At 61.4% G+C, this 22,166-nt stretch carries 26 protein-coding genes and 6 pseudogenes; 22 read left to right on the top strand and 10 right to left on the bottom strand.

Going from position 1 to position 22,166, the window contains the following annotated elements; translation table 11 throughout:
• Nucleotides 1-162: 162 nt before the first annotated feature.
• Nucleotides 163-510 (bottom strand): annotated as a pseudogene (locus MKZ91_RS11965) (transposase); the annotation flags it as partial.
• A gap of 427 nt (nucleotides 511-937) precedes the next feature.
• On the opposite strand from MKZ91_RS11965, the gene MKZ91_RS31595 reads away from it, so the two are divergent.
• Complete coding sequence (locus MKZ91_RS31595) at nucleotides 938-1,126, top strand: hypothetical protein (protein WP_442892269.1); 189 nt, start codon at nucleotides 938-940, stop codon at nucleotides 1,124-1,126.
• Nucleotides 1,120-1,344 (top strand): replication initiation protein RepC, encoded by a 225-nt coding sequence (repC, locus tag MKZ91_RS31590; protein WP_442892266.1) that lies wholly within the window; start codon nucleotides 1,120-1,122, stop codon nucleotides 1,342-1,344. Before MKZ91_RS31595 ends, repC begins: the two co-directional genes overlap by 7 nt.
• A gap of 24 nt (nucleotides 1,345-1,368) precedes the next feature.
• Here the strand turns inward: repC and MKZ91_RS11955 are convergent, their stop codons facing one another.
• The 3 genes from MKZ91_RS11955 to MKZ91_RS11945 form a co-directional block, all read right to left on the bottom strand.
• Nucleotides 1,369-1,698 carry a hypothetical protein gene (locus MKZ91_RS11955; RefSeq protein WP_336171096.1) on the bottom strand — a complete coding sequence of 110 codons (330 nt, stop codon included), beginning with the start codon at nucleotides 1,696-1,698 and terminating at the stop codon, nucleotides 1,369-1,371.
• Between the two features lie 156 nt (nucleotides 1,699-1,854).
• On the bottom strand, nucleotides 1,855-2,049 hold the full coding sequence (locus tag MKZ91_RS11950; RefSeq protein ID WP_336171095.1) for a nucleotidyl transferase AbiEii/AbiGii toxin family protein: 195 nt from the start codon (nucleotides 2,047-2,049) through the stop codon (nucleotides 1,855-1,857).
• A complete protein-coding gene (locus MKZ91_RS11945) occupies nucleotides 2,050-2,319 on the bottom strand; it encodes a hypothetical protein (protein WP_336171094.1) in 270 nt (89 codons plus the stop codon). It abuts the gene before it with no gap.
• Nucleotides 2,320-2,616: 297 nt separating this feature from the next.
• Here MKZ91_RS11945 and MKZ91_RS11940 point away from each other — a divergent pair.
• Nucleotides 2,617-3,108, top strand: a pseudogene (locus MKZ91_RS11940) (IS5 family transposase); the annotation flags it as partial.
• A 683-nt stretch (nucleotides 3,109-3,791) separates the two neighbouring features.
• Here the strand turns inward: MKZ91_RS11940 and MKZ91_RS11935 are convergent.
• Nucleotides 3,792-4,122: pseudogene (locus MKZ91_RS11935) on the bottom strand (VOC family protein).
• 84 nt (nucleotides 4,123-4,206) lie between these two features.
• Nucleotides 4,207-5,115 carry a DMT family transporter gene (locus MKZ91_RS11930; RefSeq protein ID WP_336171093.1) on the bottom strand — a complete coding sequence of 303 codons (909 nt, stop codon included), beginning with the start codon at nucleotides 5,113-5,115 and terminating at the stop codon, nucleotides 4,207-4,209.
• Between the two features lie 456 nt (nucleotides 5,116-5,571).
• On the opposite strand from MKZ91_RS11930, the gene MKZ91_RS11925 reads away from it, so the two are divergent.
• From MKZ91_RS11925 to MKZ91_RS11880, 10 genes are all read left to right on the top strand, one after another.
• Entirely contained in the window at nucleotides 5,572-6,675 is a 1,104-nt protein-coding gene (locus MKZ91_RS11925) for a DUF475 domain-containing protein (protein WP_336171092.1), read from the top strand.
• Nucleotides 6,676-6,748: 73 nt separating this feature from the next.
• Nucleotides 6,749-7,066 (top strand): hypothetical protein, encoded by a 318-nt coding sequence (locus MKZ91_RS11920; protein ID WP_336171091.1) that lies wholly within the window; start codon nucleotides 6,749-6,751, stop codon nucleotides 7,064-7,066.
• Nucleotides 7,067-7,248: 182 nt separating this feature from the next.
• Nucleotides 7,249-7,695, top strand: coding sequence for a universal stress protein (locus tag MKZ91_RS11915; protein WP_336171090.1), 447 nt, complete (start codon nucleotides 7,249-7,251; stop codon nucleotides 7,693-7,695).
• 117 nt (nucleotides 7,696-7,812) lie between these two features.
• A complete protein-coding gene (locus tag MKZ91_RS11910) occupies nucleotides 7,813-8,238 on the top strand; it encodes a hypothetical protein (protein WP_336171089.1) in 426 nt (141 codons plus the stop codon).
• Between the two features lie 363 nt (nucleotides 8,239-8,601).
• Nucleotides 8,602-8,784: a hypothetical protein gene (locus MKZ91_RS11905; protein ID WP_336171088.1), complete on the top strand. Its 183-nt coding sequence runs from the start codon at nucleotides 8,602-8,604 to the stop codon at nucleotides 8,782-8,784.
• Between the two features lie 134 nt (nucleotides 8,785-8,918).
• On the top strand, nucleotides 8,919-9,107 hold the full coding sequence (locus MKZ91_RS11900; RefSeq protein WP_336171257.1) for a hypothetical protein: 189 nt from the start codon (nucleotides 8,919-8,921) through the stop codon (nucleotides 9,105-9,107).
• On the top strand, nucleotides 9,074-9,289 hold the full coding sequence (locus MKZ91_RS11895; RefSeq protein ID WP_336171087.1) for a DUF3991 domain-containing protein: 216 nt from the start codon (nucleotides 9,074-9,076) through the stop codon (nucleotides 9,287-9,289). Before MKZ91_RS11900 ends, MKZ91_RS11895 begins: the two co-directional genes overlap by 34 nt.
• A 202-nt stretch (nucleotides 9,290-9,491) precedes the next feature.
• Nucleotides 9,492-9,806, top strand: a complete 315-nt coding sequence (locus MKZ91_RS11890; RefSeq protein ID WP_336171086.1) for a hypothetical protein — start codon at nucleotides 9,492-9,494, stop codon at nucleotides 9,804-9,806.
• Nucleotides 9,803-10,243, top strand: a complete 441-nt coding sequence (locus MKZ91_RS11885) for a hypothetical protein (RefSeq protein WP_336171085.1) — start codon at nucleotides 9,803-9,805, stop codon at nucleotides 10,241-10,243. Before MKZ91_RS11890 ends, MKZ91_RS11885 begins: the two co-directional genes overlap by 4 nt.
• 213 nt (nucleotides 10,244-10,456) lie before the next feature.
• Nucleotides 10,457-11,380 carry an ArdC family protein gene (locus tag MKZ91_RS11880; protein WP_336171084.1) on the top strand — a complete coding sequence of 308 codons (924 nt, stop codon included), beginning with the start codon at nucleotides 10,457-10,459 and terminating at the stop codon, nucleotides 11,378-11,380.
• 235 nt (nucleotides 11,381-11,615) lie between these two features.
• Here the strand turns inward: MKZ91_RS11880 and MKZ91_RS11875 are convergent, their stop codons facing one another.
• The gene (locus MKZ91_RS11875) at nucleotides 11,616-12,071 is read right to left on the bottom strand and encodes an NUDIX hydrolase (RefSeq protein WP_336171083.1); all 456 of its coding nucleotides are present in this window, start codon (nucleotides 12,069-12,071) and stop codon (nucleotides 11,616-11,618) included.
• A 210-nt stretch (nucleotides 12,072-12,281) separates the two neighbouring features.
• On the opposite strand from MKZ91_RS11875, the pseudogene MKZ91_RS11870 reads away from it, so the two are divergent.
• The 3 genes and pseudogenes from MKZ91_RS11870 to MKZ91_RS11860 all read left to right on the top strand — a co-directional run.
• Nucleotides 12,282-12,782, top strand: a pseudogene (locus MKZ91_RS11870) (DUF932 domain-containing protein); the annotation flags it as partial.
• Between the two features lie 57 nt (nucleotides 12,783-12,839).
• Nucleotides 12,840-13,196: a hypothetical protein gene (locus MKZ91_RS11865; RefSeq protein WP_336171082.1), complete on the top strand. Its 357-nt coding sequence runs from the start codon at nucleotides 12,840-12,842 to the stop codon at nucleotides 13,194-13,196.
• Nucleotides 13,197-13,814 (top strand): PIN domain-containing protein, encoded by a 618-nt coding sequence (locus MKZ91_RS11860; protein WP_336171081.1) that lies wholly within the window; start codon nucleotides 13,197-13,199, stop codon nucleotides 13,812-13,814.
• 146 nt (nucleotides 13,815-13,960) lie between these two features.
• Here the strand turns inward: MKZ91_RS11860 and MKZ91_RS11855 are convergent, their stop codons facing one another.
• Nucleotides 13,961-15,151: a DUF1173 domain-containing protein gene (locus MKZ91_RS11855; protein WP_336171080.1), complete on the bottom strand. Its 1,191-nt coding sequence runs from the start codon at nucleotides 15,149-15,151 to the stop codon at nucleotides 13,961-13,963.
• Nucleotides 15,152-15,720: 569 nt separating this feature from the next.
• Between MKZ91_RS11855 and MKZ91_RS11850 the strand changes: the two genes are divergently transcribed.
• The 5 genes and pseudogenes from MKZ91_RS11850 to MKZ91_RS11830 form a co-directional block, all read left to right on the top strand.
• The gene (locus MKZ91_RS11850) at nucleotides 15,721-16,527 is read left to right on the top strand and encodes a hypothetical protein (RefSeq protein ID WP_336171079.1); all 807 of its coding nucleotides are present in this window, start codon (nucleotides 15,721-15,723) and stop codon (nucleotides 16,525-16,527) included.
• 5 nt (nucleotides 16,528-16,532) lie between these two features.
• The gene (locus MKZ91_RS11845) at nucleotides 16,533-17,576 is read left to right on the top strand and encodes a DUF7146 domain-containing protein (protein WP_336171247.1); all 1,044 of its coding nucleotides are present in this window, start codon (nucleotides 16,533-16,535) and stop codon (nucleotides 17,574-17,576) included.
• 377 nt (nucleotides 17,577-17,953) lie between these two features.
• Nucleotides 17,954-18,895: a DUF2493 domain-containing protein gene (locus tag MKZ91_RS11840; protein WP_336171078.1), complete on the top strand. Its 942-nt coding sequence runs from the start codon at nucleotides 17,954-17,956 to the stop codon at nucleotides 18,893-18,895.
• A 101-nt stretch (nucleotides 18,896-18,996) separates the two neighbouring features.
• A complete protein-coding gene (locus tag MKZ91_RS11835; protein ID WP_336171077.1) occupies nucleotides 18,997-19,626 on the top strand; it encodes a plasmid pRiA4b ORF-3 family protein in 630 nt (209 codons plus the stop codon).
• A gap of 151 nt (nucleotides 19,627-19,777) precedes the next feature.
• Nucleotides 19,778-19,999, top strand: a pseudogene (locus MKZ91_RS11830) (type II toxin-antitoxin system prevent-host-death family antitoxin); the annotation flags it as partial.
• Between the two features lie 106 nt (nucleotides 20,000-20,105).
• Here MKZ91_RS11830 and MKZ91_RS11825 read toward each other — a convergent pair.
• Both MKZ91_RS11825 and MKZ91_RS11820 read right to left on the bottom strand, forming a co-directional pair.
• A pseudogene (locus tag MKZ91_RS11825) lies at nucleotides 20,106-20,614 on the bottom strand (RES family NAD+ phosphorylase).
• Entirely contained in the window at nucleotides 20,611-21,096 is a 486-nt protein-coding gene (locus MKZ91_RS11820) for a DUF2384 domain-containing protein (RefSeq protein ID WP_336171076.1), read from the bottom strand. Before MKZ91_RS11820 ends, MKZ91_RS11825 begins: the two are co-directional and overlap by 4 nt.
• 665 nt (nucleotides 21,097-21,761) lie before the next feature.
• Between MKZ91_RS11820 and MKZ91_RS11815 the strand changes: the two genes are divergently transcribed.
• Nucleotides 21,762-22,085 carry a DUF736 domain-containing protein gene (locus MKZ91_RS11815; protein ID WP_336171075.1) on the top strand — a complete coding sequence of 108 codons (324 nt, stop codon included), beginning with the start codon at nucleotides 21,762-21,764 and terminating at the stop codon, nucleotides 22,083-22,085.
• Nucleotides 22,086-22,166 lie beyond the last annotated feature (81 nt).

Genomic DNA, 22,166 nt, shown 5'->3' with positions numbered 1-22,166 from the left:
TGGGGTCTGCTGAGGACCGGCTGGCCAATCTAAGGGTGCGCAGTCACCGTTGTGCTGCTTGCGCTTCAGCGGCCTATCCGCTCCATCGTCCCGGCGAAGGGACTTTGCTCCGGTGGGCTGATGGTAGTGCCCGCCCGAAACTTGTCTTGTTGTCTCCTCCCATCAAGCCGCCATGGCTGGCGCTACCTTACGAGGAATGAAATTGGTTCCGTCCCTGAGCATGCGATGCAACACCACCGCCAGCTTGCGGGCCAGCGCGTCACGCGCCTTTTTGGGACCCGCACGTCTGGCGACCGCCAGTGCCCAGCACTTCAGATCGGAACCTTTGACCGGTCGCGTCAGGATGACGTTGGCCGCCTCGTAGAGCGCGGTGCGCACGCTCCCATCGCCGATCTTCGAGATGCGACTGCTATGATCGGTCTCGCCCGATTGATATTGCTTCGGCGTCAATCCGAAGTGCGGCCCCACGGCGCGCGAGGAGCGGAAGCGCTCCGGCGCATCGACGGCTGTGTCGCGGTACGTACTCTTTCAGCAATTCGCGCCGGCATGGATCCTCTCTGCGAAGATCGCCGACCATCAATACGCTGCGGTCGCGTAGGTCTTGCATGGGCTTCGGAAAGCGACGGTGTGAACTTCGAGCAGACGTTCACGATCGTGCGGCAGCGCGAGCCTTAACCGCGCTCGTCCGACCCGGAATGCAGGTTAGATTGTAGGAGCTCGCCTTCGTCTGCGAATTCGAAATCTGATCCGTCACTCACAGTAGGCTCCTAACGCGCTCGCGCGTCCGCCTTTCGCGGCGTGGCGCTCTTACACCACCCCTAGAATCTTAAATATCTTTAGAAAACAAGAATATAACGATGAACGAAACGACGTTCCCCGCCTATGTGAGGCGCGCCTTTTGGCGGCCGCCTGACCCAATCCCGGATCGGCGGCATGAATGCCGTCCTCGACGCGTCGGCGTCAGGCGACCGGCAAGATGATCGACAATCGCCAGGAGCCGATAGAGGCGCTTCCTTTGGGTACGGTGCTGCAGGCCTGCCCGAAGATCCGCAATTACGATCCGAACGGTGTGGTCGAGAGCTGGCGCGACCTTTTGTCGGCGCCGTCGTGGTTCAATCGATGCTAGGGCTCAGTCCGAGCGCCTATGAGGATGCCCTGCGGAATTCCGGGGGCGGAGAATGCCGCCGCCGTGAGGCATGCATTCTCGAAAGGGCAGGGCACATCAATTCGGCCGGCGGCTACCTGCGCGTTCTGAAGCGAGAGGCCGAGCGTAGGGAATTTTCACTTGAGCCGATGGTGATGTCATTGATGCGGGCGAACGGCTGCCGGGGAGCAGCTTCGTAGCGTTAAGGAATGGGGGTTCACATGTTAGGTCTTTGCGTCTGTGCAGATGGAATCCAGGGCCTCGATCGTCATCGATTGGGCCAGGCGCCGAATATCGGAAAAACCAGCTCGGTACAGCAGTTTCGCCATGATGGTCTCCGCGAGCTGCGGATTCATTTGACGAGCGACTTTTAAAGCGGCCTCGCATTTACCGCGGAAGGGCGTGAGCGCCGCATTGAGATATTCCAGGCCATGGGTCCTTACAACGCAGGCGATGTCGAACATATCACGTGGCTGCATCGCGGCGCCGCGATAGTAGATCTTCTTTGCGATGATTTCCGCAGGAGTCTCAAGCAGAACCCCTCGACCGCGCACTTGTGCTTTCAGTGTCGGACTGGCGGTCAGTTTGGGCGCGCAAATGAAATCGATCTCGCCGACATTCTCGAAGACGATCTTCAGCGTCCTCGATCCGTCGGTCTCATAGCCGTCAGGCTCTATATCGAGCTCGTAGCCCTGGGTCCGCGGGTTCAGTTATGGCAGAAGCTGCGGATCGTCGAGAAAGATATCGACGTCAAAGCTTTCACGGTGATCGATCTGAAGCATCAGGGCCGTACCGCCCCCAAAGGTCCAGGTGTCAATCAATGTGAGTGAGGAGTTCGCCTGATCGATGATGCGACAAGCCTGATCAAACAGGTCAGCCCATTTGCTGGCTGGAAGGTCGTCCAACTACGCCGCCCGCGCCAACGGAAGGGGATAGCCCGCAAGGGCCGAGAACTTCCGTGCTAAATCCGAGGCGATCGCCGGATCAACGTGCATCTCGTCCAGGAAAGAGACCTGAAGCTTCTCGTCTACCTCGGAAAAGAAGGAAAATGCAGAGGCATCGAAGGAAAGAGCGCTGGCAGGGTCTGATATCTTGGACGCCAGTTGCTCAGCCGACAGGGCCGTCCCATAAGGGGCGTTGACAGTCGACAAAACCTTCACTGAAACGATCGTCATCTTCCTAGCTAGACCGCAGAACTCTCAAAGTCTTTATATATCCCGATGAGGTCGGCGAAACAAGGATCGACGCTCCCGGATGCGCCACAGCGGTGTGCTGCGACACCGGTTCAACTTACTTGCCGTTATGTCGCTGCCGACGAGATGTTGCCGAAATCTGTCGATGAATTGCGATTTCATCGACACAGTTTGCCGCCTTCGATCCATAGGAAGCGCTAGTGTCAGTCATTGCGCAGAGGCGTGTTGTGGGGTTTACCGCAACAGGGGTGCTTTCGCTCGACAAGTGAAGACAGTGACCTCTGGCGGTTTCGAATGGGCTCGCCTCGGGCGGAAGTTCCGGAACGCTATGGCCCGCCGACGACCTGTTACAACCGCTTCGTCCGCTGGCGCAAAACCGGGGCATGGGATCGGCTTCTTGAAGCGGTGTTCAAGGCCTACGATGGCGACATTGTCATGATCGACTCGACCTGTGTCCGCGTTCACCAACATGCGGCCACGGGAAAAAAGCGGTGGAGACGATGGTGGCATGGGACGTTACCGCGGCGGGCTTACGAGCAAAATCCACGCGCTTGTCGATGCCGACGGTCGCCCGGTCAATCTGCGTCTGACTGGTGGACAGATCGCCGACTGTGCCGAAGCTGACGCGCTGACGGAGGAGCTTGGCGAGGGGGACATCCTGCTGGCCGACAAGGGTTATGACACGAATGCCATTCGGGCTGGGCTAAGGCCGCCGAGCGAAAGGCCTGGGCCAACATCCCGCTGAAGAGTAATCGCCAGGGCTCCTTCGCGCGACGGCCTCTATCTGCAAGTCGAGGCAATTCTGCTGATCTCCCGGCGGGTGCAAAGATGTTCCTCCGGTGGAAAAATGACCCCGTCGTTTCCGGCGGGGTCAGTTGCATCAGACCGCACCGCGGGGGAGGTGGGCCTGTCCTCGGATCCGCGGGGGCTGGGATCACCGGAACGGTAAGAACAGCGAGAAGCTCGAAAGGTTCCTCAATTTTTTTTGAGTTTGCAGTTTCAGGCGCTATTGCGCGATAGCTCAAACACCACGAGAGAAACCAGCACCGCTGGCAGATCCGATGCCGCGCCGCGTCGAGCCATGCGTCGTTACGCTCGTCGGCGCGCCGCCAAAAGGTACGGAGTGGGCTTTCGAGGTGAAATGGGTACCGGCTGGCTGTCCATGTCGATGCAGGAGAGGTGGGACGGTCACGCGCGGCGGCTATGACTGGACAAAGAAGTTCGGGCCGATCGTCCGCCGAGCCGCGAGAGCTCGGGCACGCCTGGCGCTATACTGTTCTCGCAAGAGAAACGCCGATGGCGCCGAGTTCTTCCGGGCGGCGTGCGAGCTCGGCCTCGAAGTCATTGTCGCCAAGAGACGGGACAGGCCCTATCACTCCGGCCGACGGCTGGAATGGCTAAAGATCAAATGTGCGCGTCGGGCCATCCCAGGTGTGCGAAATCAGGGAGCAACCTCACGTACCAAGGTAAGACCTGCGATTAAGTCGTTGAGTCGAAAAATTTTTCGCGCAACTGCCCGGGGATAGTCCGGCTTCGGTGAGCCGCTGATACTCCGCCTCAAGATCGTCGACCGAGAGCGCCAGGTGGCCGTAACCGTCGCCGAGCACTTAGGGTTCGGTGCGTCCTTGTTGACCGTCAGTTCGAGCTCGAATTCGCTTGCAGCATTGCTGAGAAGGTCTCGAAATCCAGCCGCTCGGCAACTTCGAGCCGCAGAGCAAGACGATAGAAATCGGCGGATCGTTTCTCGTCGAGAACCCGGATCATCGAGTGGATCGCCTTGGCCATCTGCCCTTCCTTTCGTCGTTTGGCGCCAGCGGGTTAGCAGAGAGTGGCGGCCAATGAAACCCTGCATTCCACTGGCAGCCCCGGTCAGGCTTTCGCCTGACGCTTCTTCAACTGCTGCTCGCGGAAGAAGATGAAAAGGCCCGAGGCGACGATCAATGCCGCACCGATGATGACTGTCGGACGGGGCGTGTCGCCAAAGAAGAACCAACCGAAGACGACGGCCCAGAACAACAGCGTGTATTGCAGCGGCACGACGGTAGCCGCATCGGCCAGTTTCAGCGCGCGATTGACAAGGATATGCGCCAACATGGCGACGATACCGAGCATGCCGAGTTGTAGCAGCGCCTCGCCATTGACCGGTGCCCAACCGAACGGGTTGGCCGCGACGCCGACCAGCGAAAAGATCAGTGCGCCGATGATCTGCCAGAAGACAAGTGTGGTGTCCGGGGTGGAGCGCAGCGTGCGCCCAAGCATCAGCGCGAAGGCAAACGCAGTGCTGCCGACAAGCGCAATCAGCGCCGGCAGACCCAGGCTTTCCTTAGAGGGTTCAAGAGCAATCAAGACACCGGCGAACCCGATGAGGATTGCCGTCCACCGCCGCCAGCCAACCTTTTCGCCAAGCAGGAACGGCGAAGCGGCTGCAACGTAGATCGGCGCTGCCAGCCAATAGGTCATGGTGTCTGCGAGCGGCATATAGGCGACGGCGAAGTAGAAGGCGGAGGCATCGATCGCAAAGAGCAGCGAACGAAGCGCCTGCAGCCACGGCCGCTCCACCTTGAACATCGAGCTGAGCCCACGCTTGAGGATGAAGGGCGACAGGAACAAAAGGGCCGCAACGCTGCGGATCACCATCAACTGGCTGACCGAATAGGTCGCCACCAGCCATTTGCCCATGACGTCGTTCAAGGAAAACATCAACATGCCAAGCAGCATGATGAGGACACCGGTCCGGGCGGCATTCGGAGCGGTAATCGGGGAGGTAATGACAGTCATGTGCGGAGGCCTTTGGTGCGTTGCGCGATCCCATGCCACATTCCATCCTGTCGATCCATCGCTGTATGCGCATGGAACCATAAGTTTTACGAATGAATTGTGCGGCGTCAGGCGCCGCGTCGCGGCCCGCCTGGGCGCGGGAAGAGCATGTGCGGCGAACCCCGATCAAAGCGTGCAACTGCCCCTTGACGTTCTGCAGCACGGTGCTAATTAGAAAGTCGCTCCCGCCCTTCAGACATCGGACCGCGGGATGAACACTGGTGCCGGGCCCCTCTGGCGAGAGTTTTTACGGCGCTCTCGTGATGTCGGTACCGCCAGCAAATTAGCCGGCGGATTAGCTCCAATGAAAACTGATCTCATGCCTCACGCATGTGCCCCTACGGCCGTGCGCATTTCCGTTTTGAAACCACATTTCTTCACTGAATCCGGTGTGATCCGAGCGAAGGAGGCCCGTCGATGAGCCAGCCTCAATCGCACGCAAGCGCGCTCGGCTATTTCAAATGGGCCTTCATTGTCACGGCGGTGGGCCTTGTGCTCGGCGCGTGGCTTGGCTGGCAGTCGACCGGAACCATCGGTGGAATGGCCTCGGTCTTCTTCATCTGCACCGTGCTTGCGGTGCTCGAAATCTCGCTGTCCTTCGACAATGCCATCGTCAATGCCAACAAGCTCAAGGACATGACGCCCGAGTGGCAACATCGCTTCCTGACCTGGGGCATCATCATCGCCGTTTTCGGCATGCGCATCGTCTTCCCGCTTTTGATCGTTGTCATCGCCGCGAATATCGGGCCGATCGAAGCGGTCGTTCTGGCGGCAAGCAAGCCCGAGGAATACGCGCGCATCATGAACGACGCGCACCTGCCGATCGCCGCCTTCGGCGGTACCTTCCTGATGATGGTCGGCCTGACCTACTTCTTCGATCATGAGAAGGATGTGCACTGGATCCAGTGGGTCGAGAGCAAGATGGCGCGTTTTGCGACCATCAAGGGCATCGAAATTGCCTTCGTTCTGATCCTCATCCTTGCCTTCTCGAGGCTGCTTGACCCGGCCGAGGCGCATACCTTCGTCTATTCGGGGATCTACGGCCTGTTGACCTTCCTCGTGGTTGAGGTGGTCGGCGGTCTGCTCGATGCCTCGCAGGAAACGATGAGCGCGGCGGCAAAGGGCGGCTTTGGTGCCTTCCTCTACCTCGAAGTGCTTGATGCCAGCTTCTCGTTCGACGGCGTCATCGGCGCCTTCGCCCTGACGCAGAACCTCTTCATCATTGCGATCGGCCTCGGTATCGGCGCGATGTACGTGCGCTCGATGACGATCATGCTGGTGGAGAAGGGAACGCTCGCCGAGTACCGCTACCTGGAACACGGCGCGTTCTACGCGATCCTGATCCTGTCTGTGGTCATGTACTTCCAGACGCTGGTTCACATTCCGGAAGTGATCACCGGTCTCGGTGGTGCGGCGCTGATCGGTATCTCGCTGTGGTCGTCGATCCGCTACAACAAGCGTGAACGTGCGGAGGAAGACGCCGAGGTGCACGCAGGCGAACGGGTTCGCGCCGAAGCCTGAGCGGCGAACTCCTTAACAATCTGAAAACGGCCCGGCGGCCACGCCGGGCCGTTTTCGTTGAGCGAGGCGGTCGTTGCGCATTGCCAAATCGCGCGCCGCACCGGATAAACGTCCAATGCTGGCCGGCGATCTGAAAACTGTGCTTGAAGAGCTTTATGAGGCGGGCGCCTATCGGGTGCCGGCCGATCAGGTTCATTGGCCAAAGGAACTGCATGCGGCAGTCTTCCGTGCACTCAACATGCAATACATCACACGACGAGAAGTCGGCGGCGGCCAGGTCGAATTCTCGCTGACGCAGGCCGGCTACCAGGCAATCGATGCGGACGTGCCCTGGTCGTACATTTTACGCAGACGCCTGCGGGACCTGCTTTTCTTCAGCAGAGATCACTGAGCGATCCCAACGACACAACGGCAAGGCGCTCTCGCGATCGCGGGCCGTTTCATGCCGGAGATCACGAGGCGCGCCTCAAGCATGAAGGCGTCTGCGCTGGATTGAAGAACGTTGATCGGGATCAAGGAAGAAGTCGCAACTTGCGCTAGGCTCGACCTGAAACGTGGAAGAGGAGGATCCCCGTGTTTCGCAACATTCTTATACCCACCGACGGCTCACCCTTGGCAACGATCGCCGTCGATGCTGGCGTAACCTTCGCGAAGGAGGTCGGTGCGAATGTGACCATTCTTGCTGTCACCGAGCCATACCACATCTTTACCGTCGATGCCGAACAACTGGCGGGAACGCGCAGCGACTATGAGGCGCTCGCCCGCAAGCACGCTGCCGATATGCTCGCTTCCCTTGCGCGCAAGGCACGGGAAGGAGGTGTGGCGTGCCAAACGGAGCAGGTCAGCAACCACGAGGTCTATCGCGCAATCATCGACATGGCCACACAGAAAGGTTCCGACCTCATCATCATGGCGTCGCACGGTCGAAGTGGCGTTGGAACCCTGATGCTCGGCAGCGTGGCTGCCAAGGTGTTGGCGCATTCGACGATACCGGTATTGATCTATCGCGCGAAGACATGAAGCATCGAGGGCCTACGCGTCTTTGGCAAATCGCACGAATCCGTCCGTCCTTGATCAGGCCGGACGGAAACGGCGCTAGCGGACACGCGTGTTGTTCTCATATCGGGTCCGCGTCAGGTGGGCAAAACGACGCTTGCCCGTCAGTTTGCGGATGCCCATCGTAACCACATCACGCTCGATGACGCGGTTACACCGCGCGACGCGAAATCCGACCCGACCGAATTCATTCGGTGCGCCGACCGCGCCATCGACGAAATGCAAGCTTGCTCCAATCGCCACAAGTTTCTGGGCCATAGCGCTAGCTTAGCTAATCCGAGCGCTGCACCAAAGCTGCTATGGTTGACCCATTGCCCGCAATGTTCGGCAAGAACGTCAAGCAATTTCGCCGAACGGTCGAGCTTCGCACCACCAGGCGTTGCTCACCTATCAGGCCGTCAAACTCTTCCAACATCGCATCGCTGGTTGCCTTGCCGAACAGCCGTACTCGCACGCGCCGTCTCGTCCATATCGCAAGCCGCCATCGCAAAAGAGCTCGGACGTTAGGACTTGCAGCGCTCGCTCGATTGCCCACAGGGCAAAGTCGCTTCGACTGTTTAGTCGGAGCTCTGGCTCTCGGTCGCTGCCAACTCCTGAATGGCGCATGGCGGCAGAAGCAGGGCGAAGCTGCCGTTGTGGCCAAGCTGGAAGGTATGTGCCGAAAAACCGGTCGCCCGCCAGGCAAACCAATCCCGCTCTTTATGGATGGCGTCCTGGACCAGGTCCGGGTCTCCGCCGATCAACCCGTTGAGGGTCCGCTAGCAAGCTGCGGCCGCTTGGCTTTGCCCACGCGGTGATCGCGACAGTCCCTGATCCTTCGAGGAGCCATCGAGCGGGATAGGCCCGCTCCGGAGAACGGAGGTTTCTCACATGGCACAGGATCTGGCACTCGCTCAACGCCACGCTTTAGCACTCGCCCGGACCCTCATGGTTCCGGTCACGCTCTTCAGGTCGGGCGACGAGTTCTGCGTCCTGCCGAGCGACGAACTCGATGACGGCGAGGTCGAGACCATTGCCGAATTCGATCCCTTCGAAATCGGGCCGGCTCGTTGAGCCGGCTTTATGCCGCTCGCGAGCGGCAGGCGGCAAGGGAAGCTTCGTCGCCGCTGGCACGGCCAGTTCGACAAGGTGCAGATATGCACCTGGCCGGCCCGCCCTTGCCTCCTCTGCTCTTCTGGGCTTTCCGAATGCGGCCCCGCAAACTGTGGGAAAAGAGGAAACGGACAGGACACGCCCGGCGCAAGCCCTGGCGTTACCTGAGCAACGGGCGTTCCCTTGCCGATGTCGTCTTCCATGCAACGAAGCGACAGGACGTGCTGCGCGAAGGACCGCGCGGCGGCATGTGGGCGCCGCTGTCGATGACCGTGGTGTCGTGACGGGTTGGGAGGAGCAGGGACCGGACCGGCGCCGCTTTTCGACGGGCGGTTCGCAGGTCCTGTTCCGGTTGGGGCGGTCGGAGGCCTTGCGAATTGTGCGTCACCGAGGCGGCGATCGACGCCGTGACCTTGCCGCGCTGGAGGGCCTACGAGAAGGAAGCCTCTATCTCAGAACCGGGTGAGGCGGGCCTCCGACGACCGAGGCGGCGTTGCGCGCCCTCGCCGGACGTCCCGGGGCTCAACACGTCGCCGCCAGGGATGACAACGAGCAGGGGGGAAGCGTTCGCGGATCGGCTGCGAGGCATCACCGAGATCGGGGACTGTGACTAGGACGAGCTCGGCGATCCTCCCGGCCGGATCATGGACCGCAGGCGGTTGCGCACCATGCTTGCCCATCTCGGACGGACGCTGCACGTCGGCTTCCTCAACGACTGCCTCTTTGATGCTGCGACCGCCCTCTGCCTCAACGACGCGCCGGGCGCCGTGCGAACGGCGCCGGTCCTGTCGCGATGCAGTCCCGATCGCTGCCCGAACACCTGTCTGACCACCCGGCATCGCGAGCCGTGGCAGGATTCGATCGCCGAGGGCGACGCGCTGCTTGCTGGAGGTCGCCTGTCGCCGTTGCAACGCGAAGCCATCACGCGCGACAACGAACGCAAGCGCCGGCTCATCGCTTCCCAGTTAGAGGGCGGAGTATGAGCGCGCTCGGCGCCAAGAGCGAGGCGGCGTTGCGGGCGGCGATGGCGCGGCTGCTCCACGGCCGCCCCGAGCGCACCGATGGCGCGCTCACCGTCTCCAATCTGGAGCGCGAGGCCGGCGTCAGCCGGGCGACGGCGAACCGTGCGGCCGATCTTCTCGCCGAGTTCCGGGTGGCCGAAGCGCGTCACCGGCGATCCTCCCCGAGGGCCCTCAAGGAGCGCGTCCGTGCACTCGAAGCCGAGCTGCGCGCCGTGCGCGGCGCCGAGACCGCAGAACTGCGCGGCCTTGTCCGCACGCTCGCCCAGCACAACCAGGTGCTGACGTTGCAGGTCGCCGAGCGGGATGCCGTCATCGAGGGTCTGCAGCAGGAACTGGACCGATCTGGTAACGCCCGGGTTGTTCCCCTGAAGCGCTCGCCGCGAGACGACACCGGCTGAAGCGCGCATCATCCGGGCCGCTCCGGGCGCGCCGATCATGCTCGGCGCCTCCTTCAGCTCGCCCGTCGAGGCAGGGCTCGGGTGTGGCAGACGCTGCCAGCCCGTCAACCCTGTTCCGCACCAGCACCGAGAACAGGGTGTGACGGGCCGGCCTCCCGCGTCTGCCCCTGCCGCCTCGCCCTCGACGGAGAGGGCGAGCTCAAGGAGGCACCCATGACCACAGATCGCAACCGCCAGACCCCGACCGATATCTACGAACGCGTCACCAGCCAGATCATCGCCGCCATCGAGGCCGGCGCCGGCGACTACCGCATGCCCTGGCATCACGACGGATCGGCCATCACCACGCCCGTCAACGTCGCCTCAAGCAAGGCTTATCGCGGCGTCAACATCCTCTCACTCTGGGTTGCGGCGCACGCGGCCGGCTATCCTGCCGGCATTTGGGGCACCTACCGCCAATGGCAGGCGCTCGGCGCCCAGGTTCGCAAGGGCGAACACGGCCATCTGGTCGTGTTCTGGAAGACTATCGATCGTGACGCGGCGGATGCCCAACACGGCGACGAGGATCGTGACGAGCCCGCCTGCCGTATGTTCGCCCGCGGCTACACCGTATTCAATTGCGCCCAGGTTGACGGCTACACGCCGCCGGAGATGCCAGCGCTGCCCGAGGCCGAGCGGATCGAGCAGGCCGAACGCTTCTGCGCGGCCCTTGGTATCGACATCCGCCACGGCGGATCACAGGCCTACTACCGCCCATCGACCGACCATGTGCAGATGCCGGAGTTTGCTTGCTTCCGCGACGCTGTCGCCTACTACGCCGTGCTGCTCCATGAATGCGGCCACGCTTCCGGCGCCAAGCATCGCCTCGACCGCGATCTTTCCGGACGGTTCGGTTCGGCCGCCTACGCGATGGAGGAATGCACGGTCGAACTCTTGAGCGCGATGATCTGCGCCGATCTCAATCTCAGCGTCGAGCCGCGACCCGACCATGCCCGCTACATCGCCTCCTGGCTCGAGGTGCTGCGTTCCGACCCGCGCGCCATCTTCACCGCCGCGAGCAAGGCGCAGCAGATTGCCGACTGGATGCACGCGCAGCAGACCGGCGGTCTGCAGCACGAGGTCCGGGGTGCCGCATAGGCCCCGTCAACCCGATCAGTAGACAGATCGCTCCGGGAGCAGCGTTTCGCTCAGCGCGCAATCGGGAACGTGTCGTCGCCCGCTGAACTCGCGGCCCAGAATGCGCCTCAACGACGATAGCCGGCGCTATGACAATAGCGCCGTGCCTGTCATCGTCTTCACCGACCCGCAGGTTGCGAGATCGGTGTGATAAGGCCGCTGCGCGCCAGCGTAAAACCACCCCGGCCGCTGGCCGTCAATGTGGAACGCCTGAGAAGTCGCGGATGAGAGAAGCAAGTTCGGGCTCATCAACGAGCAGTGCCGCATCTTCAACCGACAGCCACGCCATTTTTCGCTGCCCTTTCTCGGGCCAATCTGTGCGTTGCTTGGTAACCTGAAGCGGGTAGACAACTACCTGTAGGCGTTCAAATTCGCCCACACCACGCTTCCAATACGTATAGCGGCCGACTTGCTTTTTGCTCACTTTGCCGGCGACCCCCGCCTCCTCATAGGCTTCCATGGCGGCCGCTTCCGGCTTCTTGTAGCCTTTCTTTGGCCAGCCCTTCGGTATGATAAAGCGACCTGTGTCGCGCGACGTGATCATCAGAATTTCGACGGCGCCTGACACCGCAATGCGATAAGGCAGCGCTGCGACTTGCAGTCGAAGAGCTGGCTCAATTGTAGCATCGGATTTCTTGATCTTTGCTATCATCGCTTGGTTTTAGCGCTGTTGCTCAGGTTCGACAAATCTCGACGGCCGGAAATGCCGCACAATCCTGGTCAGCGCAGATGATCCACCAAATGACTCAGCGCTCAAGCGTCGAAACTGTCTCAGGGCAATGTGCCATGGAAATAGCGCGAGGAATCAGCACGTTCTCAGTTGCGGCACGTTCGTGAGACAGCTTGACTGTTCAGATAAGTTGCCGAACTGGTCAAAACACTGGAGATGGATGACGGCCGCCTTGAGCTCCGGGCGGTCACCGGCCCCGAATATGGGCGCATTTGGGATAAAGATCTGGTTGCCGCCGTGATGAGCATCGCCGGCAACGGAACCGGCGACACGATCTGGAAGGTGCCGGGCGTGCTCGACTGGTCGACGATGACCCACAATCCGTTCATCGATATCACGCAGGATACGACCACCCTCTATGCCAGCGATCGCGATGTGTTTCTTTTCATCGTCGACGACACGCACCCGATCGAGGCTGGTCGGCTGCCGAACGGCGAGCCGGATCTCTACTTCCGCGGGTTTTATGCCTGGAACTCCGCGGTCGGATCCAAGACGCTCGGCATCGCGTCCTTCTATCTGCGGGCGGTTTGTGCCAATCGAAATTTGTGGGGCACCGAAAATTTCGAGGAAATCACGATCCGGCACTCGAAGTTCGCGGCGCAGCGTTTTGCCCATGAAGCCACCCCGGCCGTTTGTTAAAAACCTCGATATGCGCTATATAGAAACACGGTATTTCTATAGGAGTTCGCAATGGCTTCCACGATTTCAGCCAATGTCGATAACGGCACAGCGATGAAACTGAAGGTAGTGGCATCGCTTGAGAACAGGTCTGTATCGAACGCAGTCTCGAGCGCGATCACGGTATTCGTCGGCTTGCCGAAAGGTGTGCGCGATTTTCTCCTCGAGTTGAATGCCCAGAACGATGAGGAAACAATCAACAAACTGGGTCGGGAAATGATGGCAGCCGCCGCGCGGGTCCGTTTTGAAAAGGCTACTGCGGACATTGCCTCGGAACAGCGCTTTGGTGGCCCAGCCGCCCAGTCGAGCGAAATCGATCTAATGGAAGAAGCCACCGCCCTGACGCGATCAGCGCTTGGGCGGTCGTAGATGGATCGGCCTCTGCGGGTTCTGCTCGATGTCAACATCTGGGTCAGCAATGTCTTGGCCACCGACCGCGCCTGTAAGGGTACAGCAAGCCAGACGCTCGTCTCCATGGTAAGCAACAAAAGATGGGGTATCAGTGACAAGTCGCAGTTGATCGTCTCGTTTGAGATGATAAACACACTCGAGACGGTTCTCCGCCGCCGCGGAGTGCAACCTGACCGCATCGCCGCCTACTGCGAATCCATCATGGATTTCATGCGGTATGGTCCAGAGGCGCTTGACCCGTATCTGATTTTAGGTGGCGAGGAACGTTTCCCGATGTCGGACACGGAAGATGCGGGTGTCTTGGCCACAGCAGTCGGAGGTCGCGCTGATATAATCGTTACGGACAATCTTCGAGATTTCGTAACGAAAGAGGCTGATGTCATCGAGACGCAAGTCATATCAACCACCGCTTCAGGTGATCGAACGCTGATGGCACTGAGATATTCGCTGGCAGGCACAGAGCTCATCGTCGCTCATCCATTCGACGTTATGAACTGGATGCGGCTCGGCCTTGATTTCACTCCTGACAAACTCTGGAGTTCCATCCAGGACCAGCCCGCTCCGCCAAAGCCATGACGTTCCCTCTAGCCGATACCCTCTAGCCGATAAGGAACGTTATCGGCCAGCCGATGGCCAAACTCAAAAAAACGATAGATATCAATGCCGCAGGCGTTCTTATTCGTCTCGCCCTGTCAACGCCCACACAGTTCTGTATTCCCTTGTCAAGGCAGTCGCGGCATCTCGCCCTCGGCCACCCTCCAGATCCAAGGCGTGATCTCCGGTGTTGCGTCTATCACATTGGCGAGTGCCTGCTCGTATTCATCTCCGGCGCTCGCTGGCACGATGAACATCGCGACGGGGACGGGTTTCTGTTCCGGCAATGTAGCTGTTATGATCGGCACATCGCGAGGCAGGTTGAAACGCAGGCCCTTGACGCTCTTTCGCTTGAGGTGGCTGAGCTTTTCCAAGAGCCGTAGCTCGTGGGTATCCTCGAAAGGCAGCCAATGCTCGTTGACCACCATCAAGGCGACCTCTTCGACCGACGCGATGCCGGCGGTCGAGATACCGAAAGTGGCGATGACGATCAGATGGAACGCCTCGCTCGAGCGCCACAGTTCCAGTTCGGTCTCATATCGGGTTGCGAGACGCCGCCATACGCCATCCTCGATCATCAGCGGGAAGGGCAGGTGCCGGACGACAATCTTGTAGTCCGCGCGGACCGCGGAAAATTCTTTCACCTCGGCCACGATCATCATCAACTTGCGCGGCCCCGAACCTGTTGCGTGCACACCCTTGAGCGCGGCGGCGCGCCGGGCAGCGATGCCGTCCTTGTCGTCGGCGTGAAACACCTCAGGAACAAAGAGCATGTCGCTCAACGGACCGCCCCTTGCCGTCATCTGCGAGGCAGCGTTGATGAGGCTCGTGCGCACCCGGCCCCAGCCCCGTCGGCCCGCCCATGCTGAGCACCATTCCGTCAGTTCGCCAGCCTCCCAGAGATAATGCAGCATCGCCCTGAGCGACAGCTTTTTGGGCTCGCTGCGGATGCCCGGCTCCGCTCCTTCCGCCGGTGCGCCCCGAAAGGAACGTGTCCCGCGTTTTGTCAGGGAAAAGTCCAGCTTCAGGTCGGCTTTTCCGGTGGCATCGATCTGGATCGCGTTGCCGATTAGGGGACCGAGGCCGGATAGCTCGTAGGGCGGTTCATAGGAAGGGCATGCAGGATCGTGGTCGCGCCCCGAAAGCGGCATGCGTTTGATGAGATGCTGATCGTCCAGGCGCGCAATGTACATCGGGACCGCCGGCTCTTTGCACATGCACATCGGACGAAGCTTTTGCTCATAGGCGCGCGGAAGCAGCGCCCGAAGCTCGGGCGAAGACGCATCCACTGTCCGACCGCCGATCGTGATGTTTTGCACGCCTGTCCCCCTCTTGAGTGGTTGAACATTACACGGGTGGTGTTGCCTTTACTATCGAAAAAAAGACAGTAAAGGCATTGGTGTCGGTCCGTTCAGCAGTTGAGCAGTCGACATCTTCTCCACGGATGCCCGCGCACAGCGCCACGGAAGAGACGGGGCGCGAGGGGACGGTAGATTGGCAGCGAAGGAGAGGCGTTCGGTGCTCGCCCCGATACCCCAGTCCACACCCCGCCAATCTGACTTCATCTTGCCCAGTCAGGTCCGGTGCTCGAAACGGGGCGCCCGGCCTTTCCGCATTTTGAGGAGAGAACTTCACTGCGCCCGCATTTAATCGACACTGCGCCGCCGCGCCGGTCTTCTTTAACTTCCGCTCTAAGGTCGTAAGGCCTGTCCGCTCTGCGCGCGTCTATTGGGGCGGCCCGGGCGATACGCTCTACGCCTTCGCGGACCAGGAGCTCTTTTCAGCGATAGCGCGCAAATGCCGAGCGCCACTTCGTCCACGTCCATCAGCTTGGCGCAGAAGAGGCGGCAGACTGGATTGCCGCTGGCGGCAAGGCCGTTCTGCATGAGTGGTCGGTCGCCGGCGCTACGGCGTTCGTCAAGGTGAGGCTCGCACCCGGCTGAAAGCTGCGCGCAGGCTGCCCCGCCCGGGAGGCAGAGAGGGGCCGGAGAGGAGCGGCCTGCCGGGGTTGGAGAGCGTTCGGTCGGGCCGGTCTTATCCGCTCTCGACAGGATTTCCCATGAACATGACCTCTTTTCGCGCCCCGAACGCAATCGCTACGTTGATCGCTCCCGCCGACCGTGCAGGAAAAATTCTCCACGCCGGCGATTTGCTTTTGCGGTTCCTCGAACGCGGCCAAGCGATGGGCGCAGCCGATCTGCGCGCCATCCTCACGGACATCTTCGGCGGTTACGACGCCGAAGGTTTTTGGGCATGGAAAGGCGCCTATGAGGCAACCGTGGTTGCGCAGCACTTGTTCCAGCGCCAGTTCGGCGCGGCGATTTCCGCTCGCGCGAACGCGCGGCAGGCGACGCAGGCGGCGCTGACCAAGGTCGCGTCGCTTATTCCGACCCATACGCGCCGCTCGCAGGAAAGCGAGCAACTTCAGCAGTTTTCCACGCTGATACCGTTTGCCGATGTCGCCGCACGTGCCGCCGGCCCCAAGGCGGACGATACCGTGCTCGAACCGTCCGCCGGGACCGGCCTTTTGGCGATCTTTGCCGAACTCGCGCATGCGCAGGGCGGGCTCAAATCCATGGGTCTGTTTTCCGAGATGATCGCCTGGAAGGTCAGGTTGTTCATTCCGGCATCCGAGGAAGGATCGGTGATCCTCTCTCGCCGGCATCCGATTGTTGATGTCACTGGACAGGCGTGATCACCATGCTGTCCGCTTCTCAGTTGGCTGATCGTCTCGCACGCGACGCAGAGGCAGTGTGCCGTCATTACCTCTCAGCCGGCCATCGCGCCGGCAACTACTGGATCGTCGGCGACGTCGCCAACAGCAAGGGCAAGTCCCTCTATGTCCATCTCTCCGGCCCGCGTGCGGGGCGCTGGACAGATGCAGCAACCTCTCAATATGGCGATCTGCTCGACCTCGTTCGAGAGGCCTGCGGGTTGGTGGACTTCCGTGATGTCGCAGATGAGGTGCGCCGTTTCCTAAGCCTTCCCAACCCGGCGTCGGCCCGCACGGGCGATGCTGACACCGACCCGCCGGTCGGTAGGCCGGCAGGCGTACGCGCAAGACGCCTGTTCCGCATGACGCAGCCGCTCATTGGCACATTGGCCGACAGCTATTTGCGCGAGCGGGGCGTCCTGCGGGCTCCCTTGCATCCCGCGCTCCGCTTCCATCCGTCCTGCTACTATCGGGATCTCGCGACGGGTCGGACGCATCGCTATCCCGCCTTGATCGCAGCCGTGACCGATCCCTCCGGCGCCATCACCGGCGTGCATCGCACCTGGCTCGATCCAGGGGGCGACGGAAAGGCAAAGGTGGACGATCCCCGCCGCGCGCTCGGCAGGCTGCTCGGAAACGCGGTGCGCTTTCGTTTTCCCCATAATGCACTTGCGCATGCGCCCGTGCCCGTGACAGTCGCGGGCGAGGGGCTGGAAAGCATCTTGTCGCTCGCACACGTGATGCCCGGCATGCCTATGGTCGCGGCGCTGACGGCCAATCACCTCGCCGCTTTTCGGCTGCCCGATGGCTGTCAGCGGCTCTACATCGCCGCCGACGCGGATGCGGCTGGTCGGCATAGTAGCGAGGTATTGAGCCGCCGTGCGCAGTCGCTCGGGATCCTGCCGCTCGTGCTTGCACCCGAACTCGGCGACTTCAACGAGGATCTGCGCCGGCTCGGACCCGAACGGCTCACTGTGCATCTGAGAGCCCAACTCGCGCCGGAAGACGCCCAGGCCTTCCTGCCCACCTGATGTGGCTGGACGGGAAGGCGGAGCGGGCGCGGCTTGGCAGGAGGGCCGGGACCTGCCGGTCGCTGTTCTCGTTAGGCGCGCCCGCGGGCCTGCCGAAAGGCGATCCTTACCATGCGGCCGTCGGGCCCTTCAGCGGGTCGGTCGGGTTTCTTCCCTGCGCCGGCACTTCCTTGAGGCATCGGCTGTTCCGAAAACCGGTTCCCGCTTTTCGGGCCGATGCTGAGGCCGGCGCTCTCGCGAGCCAAGATACCCTCCCTCAGCGGCCCGGCGCTGCGCTGGGCCGCGGCGCTCATGCGCCGCGGTTCCGGCCCGTCACCGCATGGAGAGGGATCGCCGTCAGGCCGCGAGAGGCGCGGCCCAAACAGACGGAGACCATCATGACCCTGCCCCTTCCCATCGACGACGCCTTCGAGCCGCACCACGCCTCTTCCCCGACCGACCGCTTCATTTACGAGATGCAGCTCTACGGCCATCGCCCCTTCCAGGATGAGCCGGACCCGCGCCCACTGCCTGGAGAGCCAGTGGTCCAGTCGGCGCTGAGGGCAATGTTCGACGCCATGTTCGAGATGCTCGGCGCCACGCGGCTGGAGCCCGATCTCGAGGACCTGCTCTGGTCGACGGTCAATCTCTTCCACCGTGCCGGCGAGCGCATCCAGCGCGAGCTTCAGCGCAACGAGGACGCCCAGCGCGCCGGCCAGCGTGAGCAAGACGGCTCCGAGGCCAAGAGTGTCGAACTGGAGCGTCACATCGCCGAAGGCATTACGCTTCTCGAGCGCCGTAATGCCTTTGAGTTCATGCGAGACTACGCAGCCGACCTCTTCGACGCGCAGACCGGATCCGCCTGGCGGCCGCGCACCGGCTCCAAGGTCAGCCATGCCAACATGACTGCGGCGATGATCGATTCAAGAGATTTCCTGTCCGCCCGCCGCCGCGCCGAGACCGAGGTCTTGATCCCGGCCGGCACCAAGATCGCCTTCGGCGGTGGCATCGACTACAACGATCACGAACGGATCTGGGTAAAACTCGATCAGGCTCTCGCCAAGTACCCCGACGTGGTCCTCCTGCACGGCGGCGCGACGAAGGGAGCCGAACGTATCGCCGCCTGCTGGGCCGAGGCGCGCAAAGTGACCCAAATCGCCTTTAAGCCGGCCTGGACGAAGCACGCCAAGGCGGCACCCTTCCGCCGCAACGACGATGTGCTGTCGGTCATGCCGACCGGCGTCATCATCTTTCCCGGCTCCGGCATCACCGACAATCTTGCCGACAAGGCCCGCCGGCTCGGCATCCCGGTCTGGCAGGCGGCGGGGGATGGCGCTTGAAGGTCCTATCCAAAGGCCATGCGGCTTTGCCGCATGGCCTTTGACATGGAACCCCAGCAACGTCACTTGATCTTTGCCGCTTCACCCTGTTGAGTTGCGGCATGTTCAAACCCATCAACGCAGTACAGATTCGTGTGTCACTCGATGAGATCGAGCCGGAGGTCTGGCGTCGACTGGTTTTGCCGGCGCACTGGAATCTTGAGCAGCTGCATCTTGCCATTCAGGCCGCCTTCAACTGGTGGAACTACCACCTCCATGAATTCGATATCGGCGGCTTGCGCTACGGCGACGTGGAACTGTTGACCGAGGATGCCTTCGACGGGGATCCTCGCGTCTTCGATTTTCGTGAGGTTCGCCTTCGCGACTTCGAGCAGGGAGCCATGTTCAACTACCTCTATGACTTCGGCGATAGTTGGCGCCATTCCGTCGAGATCGAGGAATTCACGGCCTTGGATACCATTCCCAAGACCGGGACTTGCGTGGATGGTGCTCGCGCCAGACCGCCCGAGGACGTGGGCGGCGTACCCGGTTACGAACGGTTCCTCGAAATCATCTCGGACAGAGAGGACCTCGAACACGCTGACACCAAACGGTGGTGTGGCGGGCATTTCGATCCCGAATGGTTCGATCTCGCGATCACGGACAAGGATGTCCGCAATGCACTGCGCCCGAACGTGAGGCGTCGGCTTTATCAGCCGAAGCCGAAGCGTGGCGAACCGACGACAGCATAAGCATTGCATTGCCACGGTCGGCCACATCACTCCGCCGTTGGCTTTCAATCTTGACGATCAAGGACAAAGTCGCTGAGTAGCCCCGAAGCAGCCAGGTTCAGAGCGACCAGTCCTCGACCTGCAGGTTTTCAACCCGGTTGAACTTGCCGGCTTGGTACCGAGTGTCAATCCACGGGCTTTCGCTTGCCCTCCCGTCGTGCTCACCCGGCATGGGAAATCTCGGTTCGTGCTGATGAGCTACGAGCATTACGAGCGAATGCGAGCCGGTGGAGATCCTCGACGCGGCCATCGTGTTTCCGAGATGCCGGAAGAACACAAGGCACTCTTCGGGGAGGAAATCGATCAGTTGGCGCGCGGCGAGGGATATGACGATAGGTCGTCAATTTCCTGCCATTGCATATCCATGCCTTTGGACATGGCAGCTGCAGCGTGGTTTCTGATCACACCCACGCGCAGTTCGCGGTGACGCGATGCGGGCATCATGCCGTGGGTGGATATGCAGCCGCGTGTCCAACGCGAAACTCTGCTGAAACTTCAGAGCATAAGCGCTGGCCGCGCGGCTCGCGAGAAAGATCAGGTTCCAGCTATGCCGCGAGACCGTGCTTGGAACCGCAACGAAACGGTGCGGCTGAAGCAGATCATCCCCGAAGGCTTGCTGTCCCGCGCCGGGAATACCCGGGCGTAGCCAGTTAGGATTGGGGACCGTTTCTGGGGAGACCACATGGATATCGCCGACATCGGCAATCACGGCCGCCGTCATCATATGCGCCACTGTGTCGAGCGCCCGAAAGCCCTTATGGACCGCGACTTCAAGGATTGCCGTCGCAGGGTCGAGCGAGCAATAGACCGCGCGGACCCCCTTACTATTCCAGCGGCCGCCCACGCGATAAGAACCTTCGCCGCTATCCCAAGTCGGCGCATGGATGGCTTGACCGAGCCGCCACGCAAGCAACTCGGTCCCGCCGAGCGCGATTGGCAGGAAGGTCATGCGTAGACGCCGTATTCCAAGCGTTCAAGATGATCCTCGACCAGTTCGACACCGGCGGGCGTCCCGAGAAGATCGATGGGACGGCGCTGGTCAAGTCCGACTGCCGGCCGCTCCAGCCATTGTTCAGCCTCCGCCTGCGATCCGAAAATGTCAGTCGCCTTTGCGAGGATCTCGGCGAATTTCCACGCACGACCGCTTTGTTCCAGGCTGAGCGGTTTGGAGGGTGTGTCCTTCCGCCGCTGCCACGTCCTGAGACTCATTCCGACGGCCTTTTCGAGCGACTCGTTCTTGCGAATGAAGACGAGATTACCGACAAGGTGGTCCAGCGCCGATGCGGGCAGGCCATGCAAAAGCAGTTCATGGGCGTCGAGCGCATTGGTCAGGCGCCGCGTTAGGATGCGCGAGCCGCCGAGCAATGCTACGATTTTTTGCAGTTCACCATGGCTTGCTGGTGACGATGGTGCTTTTACTGCGGCGGCCAATATCCCGCTCCTGCGTCATCTGCCGCTCAGAATATGCCGCTTGTCGCAACTGCGTTCAAGGTCAGGAATTTCTCTGACGAAGTCGGCGCGATTGCTTCCTAGCCGCGCGCGCCAACGGCGGTGTGCCTGACCAACACCGACGGCCCGGATGGCCGACGGGTGGCGAGCGGGTGGGCCAAAGGTCGCGCGGTCCCGGCGGAAAACCCCGCACATGGTAGCGCCGCGGGGTCGGCAGGCGGCAAGACTGTCGCCGCATCAACTTCACAACCGACGACGGATTGTGCGAGCAGCGGGTGACGTTCACCGTTTCGGCAGCGGGGCGCGAGCAAGAAGCATGGCACTGACCGGCGTGGCGGCGAAGCGCTCCAGGATTGCGCGGCGGATACCCCGCAGTGTTGGACCGGGCGGCCAGGATGGTCTGCCCCGTCTTCGGTTGCCCCGAACCATTCCCGTTTTATGTCGTCGTATAGACGACCGCCTGCTTTCGCGGCCAACCCCTGAGGGGGTAAGACCCGCCCGAAGTTTTTGCAAAATTCGATTTCGGTTCTTCTGATCTGGCGGAAAATAGAATTTTGCAAAAATTTCGGCCGAGCTGACCGCAGCAGGCCGGCCGTCTCTTCGTGCGCCATCGGGAATGGTCCCGAGCAACCGAAGGAGTAAGTCACATGGCCACCACGATCGCAACTCTGACGCAGAAGACCGACGGCATCCTCGAAGGCGTCTTCGCCACCATCCGGGTCAACGCCCCGATCGCCATCGTCCCGAACGCCGGCAAGGCAAGCGAAGAAGCGCCTGACTACCGCGTCATCCACCGCAAGACCGGCTTCGAGATCGGCGCAGCCTGGCACCGCGTCGCCCGCCAAACCGGCGAGGAATACCTTTCTGTCAAGCTGGAGGCCCCCGAGATCGGCGTGATCTTCGGCAACCTCGCACCAGCACCCGGCGGCGATCCGAGCAAGAAGGTGATCCTCTGGAACAATCCGAACTGAACAGTAAGCGGCCGGCCCCGAGCAATCGGGGCCGGCTTCGTCGTTCATGGAGTTGATCGTTTCGCGCAGGATTGGGAGCAA

Origin of the sequence: Ensifer sp. MJa1, assembly GCF_037026475.1 — a bacterium.
GTDB lineage: Bacteria > Pseudomonadota > Alphaproteobacteria > Rhizobiales > Rhizobiaceae > Ensifer.
The sequence above is the reverse complement of the archived record's forward strand: the minus strand, read 5'-3'. Positions and strand labels throughout refer to the sequence as shown.